Source organism: Listeria innocua (genome assembly GCF_028596125.1).
Lineage (GTDB): Bacteria > Bacillota > Bacilli > Lactobacillales > Listeriaceae > Listeria > Listeria innocua.
In genome coordinates this window covers 2,252,474-2,274,516 of record NZ_CP117229.1, presented here as the reverse complement: position 1 = coordinate 2,274,516, position 22,043 = coordinate 2,252,474, and the positions used below count along the sequence as shown (strand labels likewise).

Genomic DNA, 22,043 nt, shown 5'->3' with positions numbered 1-22,043 from the left:
CTAACATTTTCACAGACAAATGACGCAATTCATAGTACACTTAGAATAACCATGATAGGGAATTATTGCCAGTCCCTTATTAGCCACCAGCAAAATTTGCTAGGTGGTTTTTTGATGAACTTTTTCTTTTCGAAAGAGCGTGGTTGTGATAACCTAAAAAAGGTTAGTTTTTAAGAAGGGAAAGTGTAGGAAATGACGAAATGGTTACCAAAGGATTTATGGATTGTTATTATTGGAATGGTGTTACTATATACAGGGCTATCATTTATTTGGCCTTTTAATATGATTTATATGACGCAAGAGTTGGGTATGTCAACCACGGATGCTTCATTGGTATTGTTGATTAATTCAGGTGTAGGAATTATTTCAAGTATTATCGGTGGACTTATTTTTGACCGTTTTTCAGGCTTTATTTCACTTACAATTGGTACGATAATATTAGTACTCTCAACAGCTTCATTATGTTTCTTCCACGGATTTCCGTTCTTTATTTGGAATTTATGGGCGGTTGGTATTGCGATGGGAATGGTATTCTCAGGGCTTTACGCAGCGGCAGGGTTAACGCATCCAACTGGTGGGAGAACAGGGTTTAATGCGATTTATGTTGCTCAAAATATCGGGGTTGCAGTAGGGCCGCTTCTTGCAGGTCTACTAGCAAAACAAGGAATGAGCCACGTATATATTGGTTCTTTTGTATTTGCAATTATATTTGCTGGCTATTTTTTCTTTTTCTTCTACAAAATAGACTGGAAATCCGAAAAAGTTAATGTAGAAACAAAACATCGTAAAAAAGGAGCTAAACGAGAATTTCCAACGAAGCTCGCATTATGTTCTTTTGTGCTATTATTACTGACATACTTACTCTGCCAATTACCACATGTGCAGTGGCAGTCCAATCTTTCTACTTATATGACGGAAATAAAAGGTGTGACTTCTAGCGAATACGGTAATTTATGGAGTTTAAACGGCGCTCTTATTGTACTGGGGCAATTAGTTTTAATTCCAGTTGTTAATAGATTTAAAAAATACTTACTGGCACAAATTTATATCGGTATTGTCTTATTTATTTTATCCTTTGTTGTCGCAATGAATGCAAGCGTATATAGCGGTTTTGTGTTAGGGATGATTTTCTTAACACTCGGCGAAATGTTTGCTTGGCCAGCAATCCCAACAATTGCTTATCAACTTGCACCAAAAGGAGCGGCCGGTTTATATCAAGGCTTAGTGAACGGAATGGCTACAGCCGCTCGCATGCTCGCGCCATTTTTAGGAGCAATTGTAGTTCAACATTTAGGCGGCATCAAAGCTTTATTCATTGGCGCATTTATTTTACTCGGATGTGCGCTAGTTAGCATTACCTTACAACAAATTTTACAGAAAAAGGATCAACAAGAAAAAGCTGCCTTGAAAATTTCCATCAATCAGGGGGAATAGAAAATGAAATTATGGGAAAACGGCACATTTTATCAAATGACAGCAGAAGGGGAGCAAGTTTCTGCTGTATTAACAAAAAATGGTCAAATTCATGCGGTGGGTGAAGTAGCGGACCTCAAAAAACAATATGCTACTGAAATTGATGAAACAATCGATTTGGAAGGTAAAGTAGTTTTTCCGGGATTTGTTGATGCGCATATCCATTTGCTATGGTACGGACAAGCTTTAGAACGGTTGAACTTAAACCAAACAACTACTAAAAAAGAGGCATTAGCGCTTATTCTTGAACGAACAAAGCAGCTTGCAAGTGAAGAATGGTTGTTTGTAGAAGGTTATGATGAAAATAAATGGTCAGATGAACAAACATTGATTTCTTTAGTTGATTTGGATGGGGTAAGTACAACCAATCCAATTTTAGTTAGACGGATTGATTACCATAGTGTGTCGATTAATTCGGCTTTAAAAGCGCACATTGAAAACTTTTCGGAAAACGGTTTTGATGGCGGTGGTGAAATTGTTCGTGATAAAGCTGGGAATTTTACTGGTATTTTAAGAGATAATGCGACAACGCTTGCTATAGATGCATTCCCGGCGGCGACACCTGCTGAATTAAACGCGTGGCTAAAAATTGCGATAACCGATTTATGGTCTAAAGGTATAACCGGCGCGCATTCGGAAGACTTACATTATTTTACGGGATTTGAATCTACTTTTGCTGCTTTTCGGAATACGGTGGGAGCAAATCGATTGCCATTTCGCGCACATTTGTTAATTCACCATGCAGAACTAGCTAATTTTTCAACGTCTAAAGAAAGTTTTATGAGTGGCGACAAATTTTTAGAATTAGGTGCAATGAAAATTTTCTATGACGGTACAGTTGGTTCACGGACGGCGCTAATGAGTGCGGGATACGCTGATAACCCGAATGAAAAAGGACTACAAATTCATTCCGATGAGGCTTTTGAGGATTTAGTTCAGTCAGCAAGAAAAGCGGGTTTACCTGTAGCAATTCATATTTTAGGCGACCAAGCTTTTGCTAATGTTATTCGAACTTTACGAGCAAACCCACCTAAAGAAGGACAATATGATAGATTAATTCACACACCTTGGCTTACAAAGGAACTAATAGCAGAAGCGGAGGGCTTACCGATATTATTTGATGTACAGCCACAGTTTATGGCTAGTGATCTCCCGTGGGCTATCGATGTGCTTGGTGAAAATCATCCGCCACTTGCCTTTGCTTGGAATTCGCTTTTACGAGCAGGCTTTCCATTAGCTGGAGGTAGTGATGCTCCGATCGAAGTGCCTAATCCGTTTTGGGGGATCCATGCAGCTGTTACAAGAACGGCTAATGCGGATTTGAATGGTGTGAAATATTGGCCGGAAGAGTCACTTACCGTATATGAAGCAATCGAACTTTATACAAAAGGGGCAGCATTTGCAAGTTATAAAACGACTTCCCGTGGTCAAATTGCACCTGGATTTGTAGCGGATTTTACGATTTTAGCAGAAGATCCTTTCCTAATAAAACCTGCGAATCTTCGTCATCTAGAAGTTATGATGACAGTTGTAAATGAACAAGTAGTTTATAAAAAAAAGTAAGTAAACGCGAAAAACTCCATACAGAGACGGATGTTCTCGAAAAATATTTTTGTTAGTATGAGAACGGATCAAATGCCTTGCTAAAGAACGAATTAGCAAGGCGCGGAAACGGGAACGAGGGATGTATTAATGGAGATTTTTGAACTGATTTTATTAATGTTAAGTGCAGTTTTTTTATCAAATGTGTTAAGTCGATTTTTGCCAAGTATTGCGGTACCTTTAATTCAAGTACTACTAGGGATTATTTTGGCGATTCCGCTCGGGGATCATACGATGGATATAAATCCCGAGTTGTTTTTATTACTATTTATGGCTCCGATACTTTTTAATGACGGGGCTAGGACGGATAAAAAATCGTTATGGAAAAATCGGAAAGCAATTTTATCATTATCAATTGGCCTAGTGTTTGTAACGGTTGGGGTTTTAGGAGCTTTTATTCATTATTTAATTCCAGCGATACCTTTTGCGGCTGCATTTGCACTTGCTGCAGCACTAGCGCCAACTGATGCGGTCGCAGTTGGAGCACTAGCGGAAAAAGTAAGGGTTCCACATAAAATTATGCATATTTTAGAAGGAGAATCGCTTATCAATGATGCTTCTGGACTTGTTTCCTTTCAATTCGCAGTCTTAGCGCTTGTGACGGGAACATTCTCCTTTATGTCTGCTGGAACTAGTTTTTTGCTGCTTTCGCTAGGCGGGATTGCGCTTGGAGTGGTGCTTAGTTTACTGAAAATCATGCTAATGCGTGGTCTGCGCCAACTCGGTATTGAAAACATGACTTCTTTTATGTTAATGGAAATTTTGCTGCCTTTTTTAATTTTTATGGTGGCAGAAAATATTGGCGTCAATGGTATTTTGGCTGTGGTCAGTGGGGGAATGGTGCATTCGTTTAGTTATAAGAGGATCAATCCTGAAATGGCGCAACTCAATTTGCTTTCTAAAAATACTTGGTCAGTAATTATTTTTAGTCTTAATGGTCTGGTGTTTGTTTTACTTGGGACTCAGCTGCCGCAAATTATGACAGCTATTTGGGAAGATACGGGGATACATAAAAGCATGTTGTTCCTATATATTTTCGGAATAACGTTTTTACTACTTGCGCTTCGGTTCTTATGGATTTTGTTTTTCCGCAATTACGAGGAAAATCCCCATGCAGATTTAGTGAGCAGGCTAAAAAATACGTTTTTGTATACTGTAGCAGGTGTACGAGGAACCATTACGTTAGTCAGTGCGCTATCCTTACCATTTGTCTTAGGTCAGGGCAATGCTTTTCCTGAACGTGATTTATTAATTTTTATTGCTGCTGGAGTAATTATTACGACACTACTTTTAGCTAACTTCACACTGCCTCTTTTTGCAGCTAAAAAAGATGTTGTAGTAGCCGATCATACTACTGCAATTGCGCTATTACGAGATGTTGTCGGTCAATTACAACGTTATAAAACAGACGAGAATGAAGTAGAAATGAATAATGTACTAAAAATGTATAACGGCAGAATTTTTTCGTTAATGGAACATAAAGAAGTGAGTGCTACTGAGAAAGAACTTCGACGTTTAACGCAAGAATGGCAACTTGAAAATACAAGAAGACTCGTATTTGAGCGGAAAATTGACACTGGGGTTGGGTTGTCGCTTATGATGCGGCTCGGGAAACGACTTTATGTCCAAACAAGAGCTCAAAAATATCGGGCGAGAATGAGATATCGTCAGCTTCTAAGTCATAGTATTCGTGATTTTCGCATAGTACCTCTTTCTTTTGAAGAACGTAGAAAAGAGCGAGCTAAACTTCAAACTGAAAATAATCAATTCGTCGTTCAAAAGCTAAATGAGCTCGATAAAAACGAATTTAACCCTGAAGTTATTTCCTTATATTTAATGAATTTTGAACGAGCATTAGGTAGCGGCAAACATAAAAAAGAAACAGATAATGAAGAACTACAAACAACAATTGATTTAGCTTCTCAAATTGAACGGGAAACAATTCAACATTATTTTGAAAAAGGGACGATTACGAGGAAGGAAATGAAAGTTTACCGAGATAATCTCCTTGCGATTGAAGCAAGTTTTCAATTAGAATTTTAACGAAAAAAGACAGTTAGACTATTTATTTAGTCTAACTGTCTTTTTTTATCATCAAAATAATAAATAATTCGATCAATAAATTCTTTCGTGGTACTATCAAAGTCTTTTTCTTTTTGATTAGTTAAAAGCCCAATTGGAGGTGAAATAGGTAAATTTTTAATTGGAATACGAACAGTTCCTTCTAAGAGTTCGGAATGTGCGGTGCTCGTAAAGATAGAAACACCAACGTTTTCACGGACAAAATACTTATGAGACATGCTACTAGTGAGTTCCATTTTTTTATAATCACTACCAATGGCACGTTTTAAATGTTGCTCAATTTGGATGCGAATCGGGCAATTTGCTGGAGTGAAAATAAAGCATTCATCGCGTAAATCAAGCAATTCTACAGACGTCCGAGAAGCTAAAGGATGGTTTTCTGACACAATCAAATCAAGCGTATCATGGAAAAACGGAAAATAAAAATTCTCCAAAATCAGCTCGGGTTCCCCGCAAATGGCAAAATCAATTTCCCCATCAATCAGTTTTTGGCTACATGTATTAGCATCATCCACAGAAACATTCACCATTAGCTTTGGAAAATCGGTTAAAAATTGTTTTAAAATTTGTGGTAAGACGAGGCTCGCGCTAGGTTCTGAGATTCCTATTTTAATAAGGCCGGCATTGCCATTTTTTAAATCAAATATTGTGTGATCCAAAACTTCATATTGAGCGATTAGCTGACCCGCTCTTTCATAAAACAATCTACCAGCGTGGGTTAGTTTTAATGTTTTCCCCCGTTCAAATAATTGCACGTCCAAATCTTGTTCCAGCTGTTTAATTCGCATTGAAATAGTCGGCTGCGAATAATTTAATACTTCTGCGGCCCGCTGAAAACTTCCCGTATTTACTACCGTATAAAAAGTTTTAATGGTTCTAAATTCCAATATAATTCCCCCTTCATATTGGAGTTTTTTGATATTTCTAACAGTATACACCGTAAAATAGCCAGAAGCAATTTATTAATCTGATAAAATTCATAGGAATAATGCGGATTAGAGCAGAAGTATTAGTATTACTGTGGTTAGCTATTAGTTTTTTTGATTAGCCAAACAGAATCTTTTACTTTATAGTATAGCTAATATCTAAAAACCAAGTAAGTTGATGGGAATTAAAAGGGGCGATTTGATGGGAAAAGTGACAATTATTGCTGGGGGAATCAAAACGGAATCTCGGCTGAACGGTTTAATTCAACTAGCAGCAAATCAATTAGCGAATAATGGTACGGAAGTTAAAATCATCGAAGTGCACAAAATCCAAGCAGAGGCTTTAGTAACTGCCGATTTCACGCATCCTGATATTCATTTAGCAAATAGTGAAATTGAGTCCAGCTCTGGCGTTATTATCGCAACACCCATTTTTAAAGCCGCATATTCAGGCGTGTTAAAAGCTTATTTAGATCTTTTGCCGCTTAAGGCTTTAAAAGGGAAAGTAGTTTTACCGCTAGGGCTTGGCGGATCAAATGGACATTTACTTGCACTGCAATACGCGCTAGATCCAGTTTTAAAAGAGCTAGGGGCTGAAATAATTTTGAAAGGTCAGTTTACGGTCGATAAGCAAATTGAACGGCTTGGTGACGGGCTTTATGAAATTGAAATTACGGCGAAAGAACGACTGGATAGTGCATTAAATCAGTTCATTTCGTTATTAAATCAAAATTCAGTGGAAGTTTAAGGAGGCGAATAGAAAATGGCAGAAGATATTTTTAGAGTGGCGACTGTGGAAGATGCGCCGGAGTTTTTGGAATTGTTATCGAGTGCTTTTAAGTCCGTGAAAGAACTGGGAATCGATTGGCCTTCTACTAATGCAGATTTAGCGATGGTTACCGAAAATATCGTTAATTCTTCGGCTTTTGTTTTAGAGCGGAATGGTAAATTAATTTCTACAATTACTGTTCGTTTTCCGTGGGAGAGTAGTTCGCCTCCTTCTAAATATCCATTTGTTTGGTGGTTTGCAACAGCACCAGAATTAGCGGGACAAGGGATTGGTGATAAATTATTAACGTATGTAGAAGAACGGGTACTTCGCGATACACTTAAAGCTCCGGCACTTACGCTTGGTACTTCTGCAAGAAAACATCCGTGGCTACTTGATATGTACTTGCGCCGCGGCTATGAAGTTTATTTTGAACATGAAGAGGACGGCGATGTCGGCGTGATGATGCGGAAAATTTTAATTCCGGAAAAATTCGATGCCACATTACTCGGAATACCTAGCTGGACATAAAAAAGGGGGAGAAAGAATGAAAAAGAAATATGGAGTTTTGGCACTGGCTCTTGTAGCCGCGTTAACATTAAGCGCATGCGGAGCGAAAGATGAACCAGAAGCAGCTAATAAAAAAGTTCAAACGATTACGGTCGGGACAGGCACGCAGTTTCCTAATGTTTGCTTTTTAGATGAAAATGGCAAATTAACAGGTTATGACGTTGAACTAGTGAAAGAAATTGACAAACGTTTACCAGGCTATAAATTCAAGTTTAAAACGATGGATTTTTCCAATTTACTCGTTAGTCTTGGTGCCGGAAAAGTGGATATTGTAGCGCATCAAATGGAAAAAAGTAAAGAACGCGAGAAGAAATTTTTATTTAACGATGTAGCCTATAATAATTTCCCATTACAGTTAACCGTATTAGATAGTAATAACAGCATAAATGGCACAAAAGATTTAGCTGGAAAACGTGTTATTACAAGTGCGACGTCAAATGGCGCACTCGTTTTAAAGAAAATCAATGAAGAACAAGGCAATAATTTTGAAATCGCTTATGAAGGACAAGGTTCTAATGATGCAGCCAACCAACTAAAAACAGGTCGCGCTGATGCAACGATTTCCACACCTTTTGCAGTAGATTTCCAAAATAAAACAAGCCCCATCAAAGAAAAAGTAGTAGGCGATGTTTTATCAAATGCAAAGGTATATTTCATGCTTGGTAAAAATAAAACGGAACTGAGTAAAGACGTAGATAAAGCACTTCAATCCATTATTGATGACGGGACATTAAAAAAGTTGAGTGAAAAATGGCTTGGTGCAGATTATTCAAAAGAACAGTATTAAAAAATAGGGGGTGCCATTTAAATGGATAAAGCGTTTGATGTGAAAATGATTGCTGATTTTATTCCGACGTTAGCGGGTTATCTACCTATTACGTTATATATCTTGGCACTCTCGCTTATTTTCGGTTTTATATTAGGGGTTATTTTATCATTACCAAGAATTTATCAGATCCCTGTTTTAAATCAATTTGCTCGCGTATATATTTCTTTTTTTCGCGGAACACCGATTATGGTGCAATTATTTATTGTTTTTTACGGAATTCCAGCACTTTCTGGCGTATTTGGGATTGATTTATCGCAAATGGATCCACTTTATGCCGCCATTGCAACGTATGCATTAAGTAGTGCGGCGACCATTGCAGAGGTGATTCGGGCTGGTGTAAATAGTGTAGATGCTGGCCAAGCGGAGGCAGCTTATAGTGTCGGGCTGAACGGACGCCAAACATTTTTACGAATCATTTTGCCTCAAGCACTTTATCAAGCATTGCCGAATTTTGGGAATTTAGTAATTGGGTATTTGAAAGATACTTCGCTAGCTTTTTCGATAGGTGTGATGGATATGTCAGGTAGAGGCCAAACCTTAATTACGCTGAGCAATCACGCCCTTGAAGTTTATATTTCGTTGTCTATTATTTACTATATTACCGCAGTGCTACTTGAATATTCTTTCAAATGGATTGAAAAACGAGTTAAAAAAGAGAATACCAGATTTACCAGTATTTTTGATATAGAACTTTAAAGGAGAGATGATGATGCCGCTTGATGTGCCTTTTATTGGAACAGCCGTATTGGCGATGCTAAAAACGATACCATTAACACTTGCGATGACATTCTTTCCGATATTGTTCGGTTTTATAATCGCTATTTTACTAACGCTCATCCGGATGTACCATGTCCGTTTTTTGGAACCAATTGCCAAGTTTTACGTATCTTTTTTTCGAAGCACACCAGCGATTTTACATATAATGCTGATTTATTTAGGAATTCCGCTCATTGTCGATTTTTTAAGTAAGTCGCTTGATTTAAGCATATCAGCAAATAAAATCCCGGTTGTGGTGTTTGTGATAATCGCGTTATCCTTCACGGCGGGAGCTTACCTAACGGAGATTTTACGGTCTGGTATTATTGCTGTTGATATTGGACAAATGGAAGCAGCTTATTCTATGGGATATACGCATGGCCAAGCGATTCGTAAAGTGCTGTTACCTCAAGCGTTTATGACTTCGCTACCGAATTTTACTAATTTATGCATCGGGTTTTTGCATACAACTTCGATTGCAGCTATCGTCGCGGTCCCAGAAATCACTGGAATGGCCACGATTGTAGCTTCTGATAATTACGCTTTTCTCGAAGCATTCATTGGTGCAGCACTGATTTATTGGTTCTTAACTATTCTAATAGAAGCAATTAATTATATTTTGGAAAAGAATATCGCTAAATATCAAGGAGGGACAGTATGATTACCATTAAAAATATTCAAAAAAGCTTTGGACAAAATCAAGTTTTAAAAGGAATAGATTTAACCGTAAAAAAAGGAGAAGTAGTGACGATTCTTGGTCCAAGTGGCTCAGGGAAAACCACTTTTTTACGTTGCTTAAACTTACTGGAACGTCCTGAAAACGGTGAAATTTCAATGCATGACCAAATAATTAACTGCAAGAAACCTTCCAAAAAAGAAGTATTACAATTACGAAAAAATACCGCAATGGTCTTTCAACAATACAATCTATTTTCCCATAAAACTGTCATTCAAAATGTAATGGAAGGACTCACTGTTGCTAGAAAAATCCCGAAAAAAATTGCGCGGGAGATTGCTGAGCGGGAGCTAACAAAGGTAGGGCTAGCCGATAAGTTTAGCGCATATCCTTCCCAACTCTCAGGCGGACAAAAACAGCGCGTTGGCATTGCACGTGCGCTCGCGATTAATCCAGATGTAATTTTATTTGATGAACCAACCGCAGCGCTTGATCCGGAACTTGTCGGTGAAGTTTTAGAAGTAATGTTAGAAATTGCTCGTGCCGGTGCAACAATGATTGTCGTCACACATGAAATGGAGTTTGCAAAACGCGTCGCAGATCAAGTCGTCTTTATGGACGGAGGGCTCATTGTCGAACAAGGCACGCCAGATGAAGTATTTAATCACACAAAAGAAGAACGAACAAAACGCTTTTTACACCGAGTTTCGGCCGATTACTTATATGAAATCAAAGAAGTGAAAAAGGAGCGTGTCATATGACTATTCGACTTAGCATTTTGGATCAAAGTATTATTAATCCCGGCGAACGTCCTAGTGAGGCTTTACAAAACACTGTAGAACTTGCAGAGCTTGCAGAACAACTTGGCTTTTATCGTTTTTGGGTTGCTGAACATCATAATTCAGACGAAATAGCCGGAGCTGCGCCGGAAGTTCTTTTAGGATATATTGCGGCAAAAACAACTACTATTAAGCTCGCATCCGGTGGCGTAATGCTGCAACATTATAGTCCATATAAAGTTGCTGAACAATTTCACGTGCTTGAAAACTTAGCGCCAGGACGGATTTCCCTTGGTGTCGGCAAAGCGCCCGGCGGATTTCAACCAGCGACCGATGCCCTTCAGAAAGACTTTGCAAAGCCTATTCAAACGTTTGATGCTAAACTGATAGAATTAGTCGATTTTGTCACACGGAAATCTGCTTCCAAAGTCGAAGCAAAACCACTACCAGAAAATAATCCGGAAATCTTTTTACTTGGCGGAAGTGTAGCAAGTGCAAGACAAGCTGCCGAACTGGGAATTTCTTTTGTGTTTGCTTATTTTATTAACGGCGAAGAGGAAGTTTTAAAAGAAGCGCGGGATATATTTGAGCAGTATCAAATTAACCAACAAGCAAGTTTTCAATTAGCGCCAATTGTTGTTGTAGCTGAAACAAAAGCTGCTGCAGACCGTCATATTCCAGAGCGAGAATCAATTAAAGTAGAGCTTTCGGACGGGCGGAGAGTCAATGTCGGTTCACGTGAACAAGCAGAAGCCTACGTGAAAGACATCAGCCAACCATATCGATTTATTACGCAAAAAATTGGAGCAATAACTGGGACGAAACAAGACGTTGGAGAAGAAATTACCAGACTTTCAAAAAAATATAATATTCAAGATTTTGTCGTTTTAACACCTGTCAAATCCGCGGAAATCAAACGCTATTCGTACCAATTATTAAGTGAATCAATAAAGGAGGAAGTTGTCCATGGCTAATGTCGTTGTTTGGAGTAAAGTAGGGTGTCACTACTGTAAAGATGTGAAAGATTATTTAACCGAGCAAAATATTGTCTTCCAAGATATTGACGTCACAGATCATGATTACTTACGAGAAGTACTGCAAGCCAAATACGGTATTCGCCACGTTCCAGTAGTAGAAATTGGTGACATAGAAAAAGGGACTTACCAAGCAGTAACTGAAATCGGTATCGAATACTTAGAAAAAGCTTTACTACAAAAGGAGGAAGTAAAATGACTAGAAAAGATACAATCCAGTTTGGCGCAATCATTCACGGCGTTGGCGGCACAACAGATGGTTGGCGCCACCCAGATATTAACCCAGCAGCAAGTACAGATTTAGATTTTTATAAAACTCGTGCAAAAATTGCAGAACAAGGCCTATTTAGTTTTGTATTTATTGCTGATGGTCTTTTTATTTCTGAAAAATCTATTCCGCATTTTCTTAATCGTTTTGAGCCGATTACTATTTTATCCGCTTTAGCAGAGTCTACAGAAAATATCGGTCTAGTTGGAACATTTTCGACATCATTTACGGAACCATTCACGCTCGCAAGGCAACTTTCCTCATTAGATCATATTAGTGGTGGTCGAGCTGGCTGGAATTTGGTCACTTCTCCGCAAGAAGGAGCAGCACGAAATCATAGCAAGAAAAATCTCCCAACCCACAGTGACCGATATAGCATTGCGGCAGAACATTTAAAGGTGGTTCGCGGACTATGGAATTCATGGGAAGAAGATGCTTTTACCTATAATAAAGAAACCGGCGAATTTTTTAATCCAGAAAAATTACATCGTTTGAACCATCAAGGTGAGTATTTTCAAGTGGAAGGACCGTTAAATATCGGCCGCTCCAAACAAGGAGAACCAGTCGTTTTCCAAGCGGGGGCATCTAGCACAGGTCGGGATTTTGCAGCCCAAAACGCGGAAGCTATTTTTACGCATTCAGATTCGCTTGAAGAAGCTATTCAATTCTATCAAGATGTGAAAACTCGTGCTGAAAAAGCTGGCAGAAATGCAGCAGAGATCAGGATTTTCCCAGGCATTAGCCCAATTGTAGCGGATACTCTAGAAGAAGCCGAGCAGAAATACACTGAATTTGCCAATCTTATTCCGATTGAAAATGCCGTCACCTATCTCGCGCGTTATTTCGATGATTATGATTTAAGCCAATTTGAACTAGATGAACCTTTCCCCGACCTTGGCGATATCGGTAAAAATGCTTTTCAAAGTACGACGGATCGAATCAAAAAAGAAGCAAAAGAGCGCAATCTAACCCTGCGCCAAGTAGCGACCGAAGCAGCCACCCCGAAAACACCTTTTATAGGAACAAAAGAACAAGTAGCTGATTTAATCGAAATTTGGTTTCAAAATGAGGCGGCAGATGGATTTATCATCGCGTCTGACATCCCAGGTACTTTTGAAACATTTGTCGAGCAAGTTATTCCGCTTTTGCAAAGTCGAGGATTGTACCGAAACGAATATCCAGCCACAACCTTAAGAGGCAACCTAGGTCTTGAAATACCAAAAAATAAACAAGCCGTCAACATCAAATAATAGAAAGAAAACGGAGCGCCTTTAAGGATCTTCGTTTTTTTGTTACAATAAAAGAAAAAAGGAGCTAAACCATGCGCTTAGATAAATTATTGTCCCACACAGGTTTCGGGAGTCGTAAAGAAGTGAAACCACTGCTTAAATCCGGGGCAGTTGTCGTAAATGGAACGATTCAAAAAGACAGTAAAACCCAAGTGAATCCAGACAAAGATCAAGTTACTGTTCACGGAACTCCTGTCATTTACCAAGAATTCGTATATTTTATGCTTCATAAACCCCAAAATGTCGTGAGTGCAACCGAGGATAATCTGTCAGAAACCGTCATTGATTTACTCGAGCAAGAAGACACTCTCACTAATCCATTTCCGGTCGGTCGTTTGGACAAAGACACAGAAGGATTACTTATTATAACTAATGATGGCACGCTCGCTCACAATTTACTTTCACCTAAAAAGCATATTGATAAAACATATTATGCTAAAATTGATGGCGATGTTACAGCAGAGGATGTAGAAGCCTTCAGTGCTGGCGTCACTCTCGATGACGGCTACACCTGTAAACCAGCTCATTTAGAAATTATCACTCCGAACGAAATAAAAGTAACTATCCAAGAAGGAAAATTCCACCAAGTGAAAAGAATGTTCGCTGCTCGCGGGAAAACAGTCAGCTATTTAAAACGAATTTCAATGGGGAACTTACAACTAGATGATTCTCTTGAACTCGGTGAATACCGCCCACTGACTGAAAACGAGCTGCTTATCCTTCAAAATAAATAACGATAAACGAAAATTTTCTTCCTAAAAAGAAGTGGATTTTCGTTTTTTAGATTGCAAAAGAAAGCATTTACATATATAATAAACATGTGTTTGAAATTAAAACAAAAGTTTGGAATGGAGGTGCATTATATCGTGGAGAATAATAAAGCGAAAATGAACGAAAAGGAAGAGATAATTTTCAATTCCATCCGTAAAAATCCTTACATTTCTCAACAAGAACTTGCTGATATACTTGATTTATCAAGACCGACAGTAGCGAACCTTATTTCTGGCCTTATTAAAAAAGGTCGCATTTTAGGAAAAGCCTATATTTTAAATGAAGCAAAACAAATCGTTTGTATAGGTGGAGCGAACGTCGATCGGAAGTTTTACATTAAAGACAAGGCCCAGCTAGCTACATCTAATCCGGTGCGCTCAACACAAAGTGCTGGCGGAGTTGCTAGGAACGTTGGTGAAAACCTTGGTCGCCTTGGAAAAGAAGTTATATTACTCACTGCTTGTGGAACAGACTCCGACTGGGAAGCTGTCAAAAATGCCAGTAATACATATATGAACTTAGATTATGTCACTGCATTTCCAAGCATCGCAACAGGTTCTTATACAGCCGTACTCGAAAACAATGGAGATTTGCTCGTTGCACTAGCGGACATGGATGCATACGATCACTTAACCCCAGATGTACTAGCGAAAAACGAAGGCTTGCTAAGTCAAGCGAGCGCCATTATTGCCGATTTAAATTGTCCAAAAGAAACATTAGAATACCTTGGGAGTTTTGCCGAAATTAATTCCATCCCATTAGTCTTGGTACCCGTTTCCTCACCTAAAATGTCTCATTTACCAGAACGCTTGGATCACGTGACTTGGCTAATATGCAACCGAGACGAATCAGAAACTCACCTAGAAATGACCATTGAAAACGATGAAGACTGGCGCTTAGCTGCACAAAAATGGCTAGATTTAGGCGTGAAAAATGTCATCGTTACAAATGGCAGTAAAGGTGCAGTTGCAGCAAACAACGCAGAAGGCATTATCTTTGAACCCGCTATTGTCATTGAAAACATTGTAGATGTGACAGGAGCAGGAGATGCATTTTGTTCTGCGGTAATTTATGCATGGTTAGAAGGAAAATCTTTACAAGAAATTTTAAAAGCAGGGAGCGTAAATGCTGCGCGAACACTCGAATCTGAATACACTGTTCGCCAAAATTTATCAACATCCCAACTACAAAAAGATCTGGAGGAATTCAAATGAAAAATTATCTATCATTATCCGAAGAAGTAAAACAAGCAAAAGCAGAAGGAAAAGCTATCGTAGCCTTAGAATCCACAATCATCTCTCACGGCATGCCTTACCCACAAAATGTTGAAATGGCTCGTGACGTAGAACAAATTATCCGTGATAACGGCGCGGTACCTGCAACAATCGCTTTAATCGACGGTAAAATTAAAATCGGTCTTTCTGATGAAGAACTAGAACTATTTGCAAAAAGCAGCAATGTAGCAAAAGTTTCTCGTCGTGATATTGGCTACCTTATTGCTACAAAACAACTAGGAGCAACAACAGTAGCTGCAACGATGATCTGTGCTGAATTAGCAGAAATCGGTATCTTTGTAACTGGTGGAATCGGCGGAGTTCACCGCGGTGCCGAAACAACAATGGACGTTTCTGCTGATTTAGAAGAGTTAGCGAAAACAAATGTAGCAGTAGTATGTGCTGGAGCAAAATCTATCTTAGACTTAAACTTAACAATGGAATACTTAGAAACAAAAGGCGTTCCAGTAATTGGTTACCAAACAGACGTACTTCCAGCATTCTATACTCGTTCAAGCGATGTAGAATTAACATTACGTGCAGATGCTCCAGAAGTTATCGCTGAGTCCCTTAAAGCAAAATGGGATCTAAAAATTGAAGGTGGCGCTGTAATCACAAACCCAATCCCAGAAGAATTTGCAATGGATGAAAAAGTAATTAACGATGTTATCCAAACTGCACTTAAAGAAGCAGAAGAAAACCACATCCACGGAAAAGACGTTACACCATTCCTTCTTGGCAAAGTAAAAGAACTAACAGACGGTAAGAGCTTAGAAGCAAATATCGAACTAGTAAAACACAACGCACTAATCGGTACTCAAATCGCCGTAGCTTATCAAAATATCTAATAATCAATAGAGCTGTCGCCTTTAAGTGGTGGCAGCTTTTTTATGTTAAAATAAATTTAAAAATAAAGGAGGAATATAAATGATTGCCGTAAGCGCTTGTTTGGCAGGAATTGCCTGTAGATATGACGGGAAAGATAAAGAAATTACCAAAATAAAACAAATGGTTGAAAACGGAGAGGCGATTCCTTTTTGTCCTGAAGTTGCAGGTGGTTTGGAAATACCAAGAAATCCAGCTGAAATAGTAGGTGGAGATGGTAAAGACGTCTGGCTAGGTCGCGCTAAAGTAATGGATAATCAAGGAATAGATGTAACAGAAGAATATAAAAACGGAGCGAGTTTAACTTTGACTAAAATGAAAGAACTCGGTATTACTCAAATAATTATGAAGGAAAAAAGTCCTTCTTGTGGAAGCTGTGCTATTTACGACGGCACCTTCTCTGGAAAAATAAAAGATGGTACCGGCGTAGCAGCAGCTCTTTTTCAAATGAATGGAATCAAAATCATCTCAGAATTTACAATTTAAAGTGCAAGCGAGCCCATTGGATCCCAAGGTTTTAGCGCAATTGGCTCATTGCTAAATGCTTCAATCAATTCTTTAGATAAATATTTTTTATGGACAACCACTTGGAATGTAAACTCATCCATCCAAGCATCACTAGCAACAAAATATCAATTGTTACCAATCTTTTCTCCCCAACTATTTTCCACTTTCCAACGATTAACTTCATTATTAACAATGTTAACCCCAGTTAGAACCATCGCGTGAGTGAGCATACTGTGTTTATAATCGAGGCGTTCTGCTTTCGTCATAGCTGTTTTAAATCCAAAAGCCTGATTTAGCAAGAAAATATCTGTATCCATAATACCAGTAGTTCGTTCTGAAAGCTGACCTACATCACAACCGAACCAAACAGTCTCACCGTCTTTGATTTGATCTGCGGTGGCTTTTTTTAATACATCCATTTCCACATTCAAATACTTAATAGGCGTCCCATTTACAATATTTCCTAAATAATCGACTGTAAATGCTTGATTAAAAGGTTTATCTTTAGTTGGCGCATTGATAAGCGGGATATAATCCTTCAAATCCATATCTACATAGCGTTTATAAAATTCTTTAGGCGTAATTTGTAAATCTTGTTTAAACTCATTGTCTTTATTTCGATATTCAAAATCAAACACTTTCGGCGGTTCACCCAGAGTCATAACTAAAAGCTGGTAAACTTCAGCAAGCATTTCTTCCTTCAATCCAGCAGTATCTTTCTGCTCTTTAACAGCTTTTCTCAAAATAACTGCATCCGTGCGAAGTCTTTCATTTAATAGGTGATTTAAATCCGCAGACTTACTACTTTGAAAAGTTTCAGGCATAGCAGATTTCGAAACAACCCCATATTTTTCAATAATCGAAACAAGCATATCCCACTGACCACCATCTTGTTGAGGAGTATCAAGTAACCATGAAACTAATCGGCTATCCTCATCTTCATTCGCTGTTTCAATAATGTTCTCTAAAAAATAATTAGCTTTCTCTAATTTATCCCAAAAGTTAGTATAGTTCTGCGACAACTCAAAATCTTTTAGACCAAGTGTCCCATTTAATTTATGTCGAAACGTATTTAATGCTGCAAACATCCAACATCTTCCACTTTGCTGTTGGTTGGAAACTTTATCTGTATGAACCTCATGAGAAAAAACCGGTTGTACTGTTGCTTTTGATACAGGATTTTCTGTTGCTGCTTTAATCCCATTTTTCATAATGCTAGCTTGGAAAACCAACTTATCAGGATTTTCACGCCATTTTTTGGAAAAACTTTCTAATTGATCAAACGTTATTTCAGTACTCATTTTTATTCCTCCTCTATAGAACATTGCTTCTAATTAAGTATACTGCTAAAAATAAAAAGTGTATAAGAAAACAACTATCTGAACTATTTTGAAGGTTTTCGGCGGTTCTCATGATATAATATGAATGAATTTGATTATAAATGAATGTTTTTGGATGAAAACGGTTGATTTTGAAAGATAAAGATGATAAACTAACTTTGGATGGAGGAGTAAGAATGTTAAATGCAGAGCGAAAACAACTTATTATGGAGAGTATTGAAAAGCTTGGTGTTATTAAATTACAAGAATTAGTTGAAGGGCTAGATACCTCGGAGTCAACTATTCGTCGTGATTTAATCGAATTAGAGGAACAAGGATTAATCGAACGTGTACACGGTGGTGCAAAACTTGTTATTTCTCATAACCAAGAACCAAGCATGAATGAGAAATCATTCAAAAACATTCAAAGTAAAAAAGAAATCGCAGCATATTGCGCTAGTTTAGTGGAAGAAAATGATTGTATCTATTTAGATGCAGGCTCCACGACACTGGAATTAATTACTCACTTAGCAAATCGAAATATTACTGTAGTTACAAATGGACTAACCCATATTGAAGAACTAGTTCGTCAAAATATTGATGCTTATCTTTTAGGTGGCAAAATGAAAGTGCATACAAAAGCAATTATTGGCGCAGTTGCCTTGGATAATATTAAAAATTATCATTTTGACAAAGCTTTTATTGGAACTAACGCTATGCATCCGGAGCATGGCTATACGACACCAGATATGGAAGAAGCATTTGTAAAACGTGCTGCCAAAGAGCGTGCTGATCGCGTTTTTGTTGTAGCAGACCATACGAAATTCAATGAAGTTAATTTTTCAAAAATGTTTTCAATAGATGAAGCTACTATTGTAACAGACTATATTCCTTCAGAAGTAAGAAAATCCTTTATCCAAAAAACTAAAATAATCGAGGTAGAAAAATGATTTATACAATTACTTTAAACCCTTCAATTGATTATATTGTGCAAATCGACCAACTAAAACTTGGCGAACTTAATCGCATGAAACAAGATTATAAATTACCTGGTGGCAAAGGTATCAATGTCAGCAGAGTTTTAAATCAATTGAACGTACCGAGCCTTGCTACAGGGTTTTTAGGCGGATTTACAGGTGGATTTATCAAAGACTGGCTTAAAAATGAAGGCATACAAACTGGCTTTGTAATAGTAAAAGACGATACTCGTATTAATATCAAACTAAAACACGGAGAAGAAACAGAAATTAATGGTTTAGGCCCAGCAATCTCTGAAAAAGAAATCAAAGAATTTTTAGAAGTGATGGATAAGGTAACTGCTGGTGACATCGTTATTCTATCTGGAAGTGTACCACCTTCACTAGGAAATGATTTCTACGATAAAATAATCCAAATCTGTAAAGAAAAACAAGCTAACTTCATGATTGATACGACTGGACAAGAACTACTAGATGCATTACCAAATCGTCCAATCCTTATTAAACCAAATCACCACGAACTGGCAGAACTATTTGGTGTTAAGTTAGATAGTGTAGAAGATCTCATTCCTTATGGAAAGAAATGCCTAGAATTAGGCGCACAACATGTAATCGTATCCATGGCTGGCGACGGAGCTCTACTTTTTACAGGAGAAGATGTTTATTTCGCTGATGCCTTAAAAGGAGAACTTAAAAATTCAGTTGGAGCTGGTGATTCAATGATTGCTGGATTCGTTGGAACTTTCGATAAAACTAAGGATCCAGTTAAATCATTTGCTGCAGGCGTTGCAACTGGGGGCGCAACAGCATTTTCAACAGATCTAGCAGAAAAAGATTTAATTAATGAATTATTACCGCAAGTGAAGATAACTAAAATAACAGGGAGGCACTAAAATGAGAATTACAGACTTACTCAGCAAAGACGTTATGATTATGTCATTACAAGCTACAACAAAAGAAGCTGCCATTGATGAAATGATTGCTTCACTTAAAAGCAACGGGAAAATTAATGACGAGGTACTTTTTAAAGAAGCGATAATGAACCGTGAAGCCCAAAGCTCTACTGGAGTTGGCGAAGGAATTGCAATGCCACATGCAAAAACAAAAGCAGTTAATGAACCAACTGTAGTCTTTGCGAAAAGTGAAAAAGGATTAGATTATAACTCCTTAGATGGTCAACCTGCTCATTTGTTCTTTATGATTGCGGCTCCAGATGGTGCAAATGCAACTCACTTAGAAACTTTAGCAGCACTTTCAAGATTATTAGTTCATCCAGCATTTGTTCAATCGTTAAAAGATGCAAAAACACCAGACGATGTAATCACTCTCTTCAACAACGAGCAAGGTGATGCAGAAGAAACAGTTGTTGCTCCTACATCTTCTAATGATACTGGCAAAACTGTTGTCGCGGTTACTGCTTGTCCAACTGGTATTGCACATACCTATATGGCTGCAGAAAAGTTACAAGAAACAGCAAACAAATTAGGCGTTCGAATTAAAGTAGAAACAAATGGTTCTAGAGGTGTGGAAAATCGTTTAACTGATAAAGAAATTGCTGAGGCTGATGGAGTTATCATCGCAGCTGATGTACAAGTTGATATGCCTCGTTTTGATGGAAAACATTTAATTGCAAAACCAGTTGCAGCAGGAATTCATAAACCAGAAGAGCTTATTAAAGAAGCTATCTCTGGGAATGCACCTGTTTATAAAGCAGAATCGGGTAGCGAAGCAACAGAAAGTACAGATGGCCTTTCCATTGGTCAACAAATTTATAAACATTTAATGAGCGGCGTTTCTCATATGTTACCATTTGTAATTGGTGGCGGGATCGCAATTGCAATCGCATTTATGCTTGATCAAATTCTAGGTGTACCACAAGATCAACTTGCAAAATTAGGATCATATAACGAAATTCCAGCATTATTAAAACAAATTGGTGATGTTGCATTCGGATTTATGCTTCCAGTGTTCGCGGGTTATATCGCATACAGTATATCGGATAGACCAGGGCTTGTAGCCGGTTTTGTAGCAGGTGGTGTTGCATCTGTCGGTGGAGCGGGTTTCCTTGGCGCTTTAGTAGGTGGTTTTCTTGCTGGTTATGCAGTCGAGTTAATTAAAGTTATGCTGAAAAAATTACCAAAAACTTTAGATGGCATTAAAGTAGTACTATTTTATCCGGTGCTATCTGTACTAATTGTCGGACTATTGATGTTACTATTAAACGTGCCAATGAGTGCATTAAATACATGGTTAAATGACTTCTTAAATAGTCTAAGTGGAACAAATGCGGTTATTCTAGGTTTACTTTTAGGAGCAATGATGGCTGCTGACTTAGGTGGACCAATTAACAAAGCGGCTTACATTTTTGCAACTGGAACGCTTGCAGCAAGCGTTGCAACAGGTGGTAGCGCGATTATGGCGGCTACAATGGCTGCTGGTATGGTGCCACCGCTAGCAACATTCGTAGCAACTCTTGTTTTTAGAAACAAATTTACTGCACAAGAACGTGATGCAGGGCTAACGAACTCTATTTTAGGCGCGTCATTCATTACAGAAGGTGCCATCCCATTTGCAGCAGCAGATCCACTTCGAATGATTCCAAGTTTTATCGCAGGAAGTGCAATAACTGGGGCAATTGTTATGTTTTTAAATATTAAAGTATTAGCACCACACGGAGGCGTATTTGTTATCTTCTTAGTATCTCAACCATGGTTCTACCTTATCGCAATCGTGATTGGAACTATAATAAGTGCAGCATTAATCGGAGTATTACGCAAAAAACCAACAGTATAATAGAGAGGAATCGTCTTTTGAAATTAAAAAGGCGATTTCTTTTTATGTGATTTCTCGAATTCTTCCTGAAAAATTGCTATAATGAAAAGGAAGAGAGGTGGGCGTATTGGAATTTGGAGAAAAATTAATTCATTTACGAAAGAAAAATAGATTAACTCAAAAACAATTAGCGGCAAAAATTGGAACTACAGCTTCAACTATCAGTAAATATGAAAATGATAACCACCGACCGCCAATCTTTATTTTGGCTAAATTAGCAGAAATTCTTGGGACTACAACAGATTTTTTATTAGATGATGTAGCGGGTTTACGGGAAAAAAATTCAGTAAATGCTTTTCCTTTAATTGGAAACCCAGAGCTTGAGAAATGGTATCTGGAATTGCCTTATACATATTCAGAAGAAGAATTATTAATGTTAAAACGAATTGCAGATGCGATTGAGAATAAGAAATAATTTAAGAAGG

At 38.0% G+C, this 22,043-nt stretch carries 21 protein-coding genes and 1 pseudogene; 20 read left to right on the top strand and 2 right to left on the bottom strand.

Annotated features, from left to right (window positions below):
• Positions 1-192: 192 nt before the first annotated feature.
• From PQQ29_RS11815 to PQQ29_RS11805, 3 genes are all read left to right on the top strand, one after another.
• Positions 193-1,434, top strand: coding sequence for an MDR family MFS transporter (locus PQQ29_RS11815; RefSeq protein ID WP_010991198.1), 1,242 nt, complete (start codon positions 193-195; stop codon positions 1,432-1,434).
• Positions 1,435-1,437: 3 nt separating this feature from the next.
• Positions 1,438-3,036: an amidohydrolase gene (locus PQQ29_RS11810; protein ID WP_010991197.1), complete on the top strand. Its 1,599-nt coding sequence runs from the start codon at positions 1,438-1,440 to the stop codon at positions 3,034-3,036.
• A gap of 129 nt (positions 3,037-3,165) precedes the next feature.
• On the top strand, positions 3,166-5,118 hold the full coding sequence (locus PQQ29_RS11805) for a Na+/H+ antiporter (RefSeq protein ID WP_010991196.1): 1,953 nt from the start codon (positions 3,166-3,168) through the stop codon (positions 5,116-5,118).
• Positions 5,119-5,144: 26 nt separating this feature from the next.
• Here PQQ29_RS11805 and PQQ29_RS11800 read toward each other — a convergent pair whose 3' ends face one another.
• Positions 5,145-6,044, bottom strand: coding sequence for a LysR family transcriptional regulator (locus PQQ29_RS11800; protein WP_010991195.1), 900 nt, complete (start codon positions 6,042-6,044; stop codon positions 5,145-5,147).
• A gap of 241 nt (positions 6,045-6,285) precedes the next feature.
• On the opposite strand from PQQ29_RS11800, the gene ssuE reads away from it, so the two are divergent.
• From ssuE to PQQ29_RS11735, 13 genes are all read left to right on the top strand, one after another.
• The gene (gene ssuE / locus PQQ29_RS11795; protein ID WP_045553984.1) at positions 6,286-6,831 is read left to right on the top strand and encodes an NADPH-dependent FMN reductase; all 546 of its coding nucleotides are present in this window, start codon (positions 6,286-6,288) and stop codon (positions 6,829-6,831) included.
• Between the two features lie 15 nt (positions 6,832-6,846).
• Positions 6,847-7,383: a GNAT family N-acetyltransferase gene (locus tag PQQ29_RS11790; RefSeq protein WP_003763689.1), complete on the top strand. Its 537-nt coding sequence runs from the start codon at positions 6,847-6,849 to the stop codon at positions 7,381-7,383.
• A gap of 16 nt (positions 7,384-7,399) precedes the next feature.
• Positions 7,400-8,209: an amino acid ABC transporter substrate-binding protein gene (locus PQQ29_RS11785; protein WP_010991193.1), complete on the top strand. Its 810-nt coding sequence runs from the start codon at positions 7,400-7,402 to the stop codon at positions 8,207-8,209.
• A gap of 21 nt (positions 8,210-8,230) precedes the next feature.
• Positions 8,231-8,947, top strand: a complete 717-nt coding sequence (locus PQQ29_RS11780; protein WP_003770044.1) for an amino acid ABC transporter permease — start codon at positions 8,231-8,233, stop codon at positions 8,945-8,947.
• Positions 8,948-8,960: 13 nt separating this feature from the next.
• Positions 8,961-9,668 (top strand): amino acid ABC transporter permease, encoded by a 708-nt coding sequence (locus PQQ29_RS11775; protein WP_010991192.1) that lies wholly within the window; start codon positions 8,961-8,963, stop codon positions 9,666-9,668.
• Positions 9,665-10,444: an amino acid ABC transporter ATP-binding protein gene (locus PQQ29_RS11770; RefSeq protein ID WP_003768096.1), complete on the top strand. Its 780-nt coding sequence runs from the start codon at positions 9,665-9,667 to the stop codon at positions 10,442-10,444. Before PQQ29_RS11775 ends, PQQ29_RS11770 begins: the two co-directional genes overlap by 4 nt.
• The gene (locus PQQ29_RS11765) at positions 10,441-11,436 is read left to right on the top strand and encodes an LLM class flavin-dependent oxidoreductase (protein WP_147732792.1); all 996 of its coding nucleotides are present in this window, start codon (positions 10,441-10,443) and stop codon (positions 11,434-11,436) included. The genes PQQ29_RS11770 and PQQ29_RS11765 overlap by 4 nt, the downstream gene beginning before the upstream one ends.
• Entirely contained in the window at positions 11,429-11,695 is a 267-nt protein-coding gene (locus tag PQQ29_RS11760; protein WP_003763682.1) for a glutaredoxin family protein, read from the top strand. The genes PQQ29_RS11765 and PQQ29_RS11760 overlap by 8 nt, the downstream gene beginning before the upstream one ends.
• Positions 11,692-13,014: an LLM class flavin-dependent oxidoreductase gene (locus PQQ29_RS11755; RefSeq protein WP_010991190.1), complete on the top strand. Its 1,323-nt coding sequence runs from the start codon at positions 11,692-11,694 to the stop codon at positions 13,012-13,014. Before PQQ29_RS11760 ends, PQQ29_RS11755 begins: the two co-directional genes overlap by 4 nt.
• Before the next feature lie 71 nt (positions 13,015-13,085).
• Positions 13,086-13,787, top strand: coding sequence for a pseudouridine synthase (locus PQQ29_RS11750; protein ID WP_010991189.1), 702 nt, complete (start codon positions 13,086-13,088; stop codon positions 13,785-13,787).
• A gap of 132 nt (positions 13,788-13,919) precedes the next feature.
• A complete protein-coding gene (locus tag PQQ29_RS11745; protein ID WP_010991188.1) occupies positions 13,920-15,038 on the top strand; it encodes a carbohydrate kinase in 1,119 nt (372 codons plus the stop codon).
• Positions 15,035-15,946 carry a pseudouridine-5'-phosphate glycosidase gene (locus tag PQQ29_RS11740; RefSeq protein WP_003770033.1) on the top strand — a complete coding sequence of 304 codons (912 nt, stop codon included), beginning with the start codon at positions 15,035-15,037 and terminating at the stop codon, positions 15,944-15,946. Before PQQ29_RS11745 ends, PQQ29_RS11740 begins: the two co-directional genes overlap by 4 nt.
• A 79-nt stretch (positions 15,947-16,025) precedes the next feature.
• The gene (locus PQQ29_RS11735; protein WP_003763672.1) at positions 16,026-16,469 is read left to right on the top strand and encodes a 2-thiouracil desulfurase family protein; all 444 of its coding nucleotides are present in this window, start codon (positions 16,026-16,028) and stop codon (positions 16,467-16,469) included.
• Here the strand turns inward: PQQ29_RS11735 and pepC are convergent.
• Positions 16,466-17,791: pseudogene (gene pepC, locus PQQ29_RS11730) on the bottom strand (aminopeptidase C). The gene PQQ29_RS11735 and the pseudogene pepC overlap by 4 nt on opposite strands.
• A gap of 215 nt (positions 17,792-18,006) precedes the next feature.
• Here pepC and PQQ29_RS11725 point away from each other — a divergent pair.
• The 4 genes from PQQ29_RS11725 to PQQ29_RS11710 all read left to right on the top strand — a co-directional run bounded on the left by PQQ29_RS11725 (position 18,007) and on the right by PQQ29_RS11710 (position 22,033).
• Complete coding sequence (locus tag PQQ29_RS11725) at positions 18,007-18,759, top strand: DeoR/GlpR family DNA-binding transcription regulator (RefSeq protein WP_010991186.1); 753 nt, start codon at positions 18,007-18,009, stop codon at positions 18,757-18,759.
• The gene (gene pfkB / locus PQQ29_RS11720) at positions 18,756-19,679 is read left to right on the top strand and encodes a 1-phosphofructokinase (RefSeq protein WP_003770024.1); all 924 of its coding nucleotides are present in this window, start codon (positions 18,756-18,758) and stop codon (positions 19,677-19,679) included. Before PQQ29_RS11725 ends, pfkB begins: the two co-directional genes overlap by 4 nt.
• 1 nt (position 19,680) lies before the next feature.
• A complete protein-coding gene (locus tag PQQ29_RS11715) occupies positions 19,681-21,579 on the top strand; it encodes a PTS fructose transporter subunit IIABC (RefSeq protein ID WP_010991185.1) in 1,899 nt (632 codons plus the stop codon).
• A gap of 106 nt (positions 21,580-21,685) precedes the next feature.
• Positions 21,686-22,033, top strand: a complete 348-nt coding sequence (locus PQQ29_RS11710; RefSeq protein WP_003749261.1) for a helix-turn-helix domain-containing protein — start codon at positions 21,686-21,688, stop codon at positions 22,031-22,033.
• Positions 22,034-22,043: the final 10 nt, after the last annotated feature.

Coding starts and splice junctions, on each gene's coding strand:
- PQQ29_RS11815 (WP_010991198.1), top strand. CDS start 193: ATGACGAAATGGTTACCAAAGGATTTATGGATTGTTATTATTGGAATG.
- PQQ29_RS11810 (WP_010991197.1), top strand. CDS start 1,438: ATGAAATTATGGGAAAACGGCACATTTTATCAAATGACAGCAGAAGGG.
- PQQ29_RS11805 (WP_010991196.1), top strand. CDS start 3,166: ATGGAGATTTTTGAACTGATTTTATTAATGTTAAGTGCAGTTTTTTTA.
- ssuE (WP_045553984.1), top strand. CDS start 6,286: ATGGGAAAAGTGACAATTATTGCTGGGGGAATCAAAACGGAATCTCGG.
- PQQ29_RS11790 (WP_003763689.1), top strand. CDS start 6,847: ATGGCAGAAGATATTTTTAGAGTGGCGACTGTGGAAGATGCGCCGGAG.
- PQQ29_RS11785 (WP_010991193.1), top strand. CDS start 7,400: ATGAAAAAGAAATATGGAGTTTTGGCACTGGCTCTTGTAGCCGCGTTA.
- PQQ29_RS11780 (WP_003770044.1), top strand. CDS start 8,231: ATGGATAAAGCGTTTGATGTGAAAATGATTGCTGATTTTATTCCGACG.
- PQQ29_RS11775 (WP_010991192.1), top strand. CDS start 8,961: ATGCCGCTTGATGTGCCTTTTATTGGAACAGCCGTATTGGCGATGCTA.
- PQQ29_RS11770 (WP_003768096.1), top strand. CDS start 9,665: ATGATTACCATTAAAAATATTCAAAAAAGCTTTGGACAAAATCAAGTT.
- PQQ29_RS11765 (WP_147732792.1), top strand. CDS start 10,441: ATGACTATTCGACTTAGCATTTTGGATCAAAGTATTATTAATCCCGGC.
- PQQ29_RS11760 (WP_003763682.1), top strand. CDS start 11,429: ATGGCTAATGTCGTTGTTTGGAGTAAAGTAGGGTGTCACTACTGTAAA.
- PQQ29_RS11755 (WP_010991190.1), top strand. CDS start 11,692: ATGACTAGAAAAGATACAATCCAGTTTGGCGCAATCATTCACGGCGTT.
- PQQ29_RS11750 (WP_010991189.1), top strand. CDS start 13,086: ATGCGCTTAGATAAATTATTGTCCCACACAGGTTTCGGGAGTCGTAAA.
- PQQ29_RS11740 (WP_003770033.1), top strand. CDS start 15,035: ATGAAAAATTATCTATCATTATCCGAAGAAGTAAAACAAGCAAAAGCA.
- PQQ29_RS11735 (WP_003763672.1), top strand. CDS start 16,026: ATGATTGCCGTAAGCGCTTGTTTGGCAGGAATTGCCTGTAGATATGAC.
- PQQ29_RS11725 (WP_010991186.1), top strand. CDS start 18,007: ATGTTAAATGCAGAGCGAAAACAACTTATTATGGAGAGTATTGAAAAG.
- pfkB (WP_003770024.1), top strand. CDS start 18,756: ATGATTTATACAATTACTTTAAACCCTTCAATTGATTATATTGTGCAA.
- PQQ29_RS11715 (WP_010991185.1), top strand. CDS start 19,681: ATGAGAATTACAGACTTACTCAGCAAAGACGTTATGATTATGTCATTA.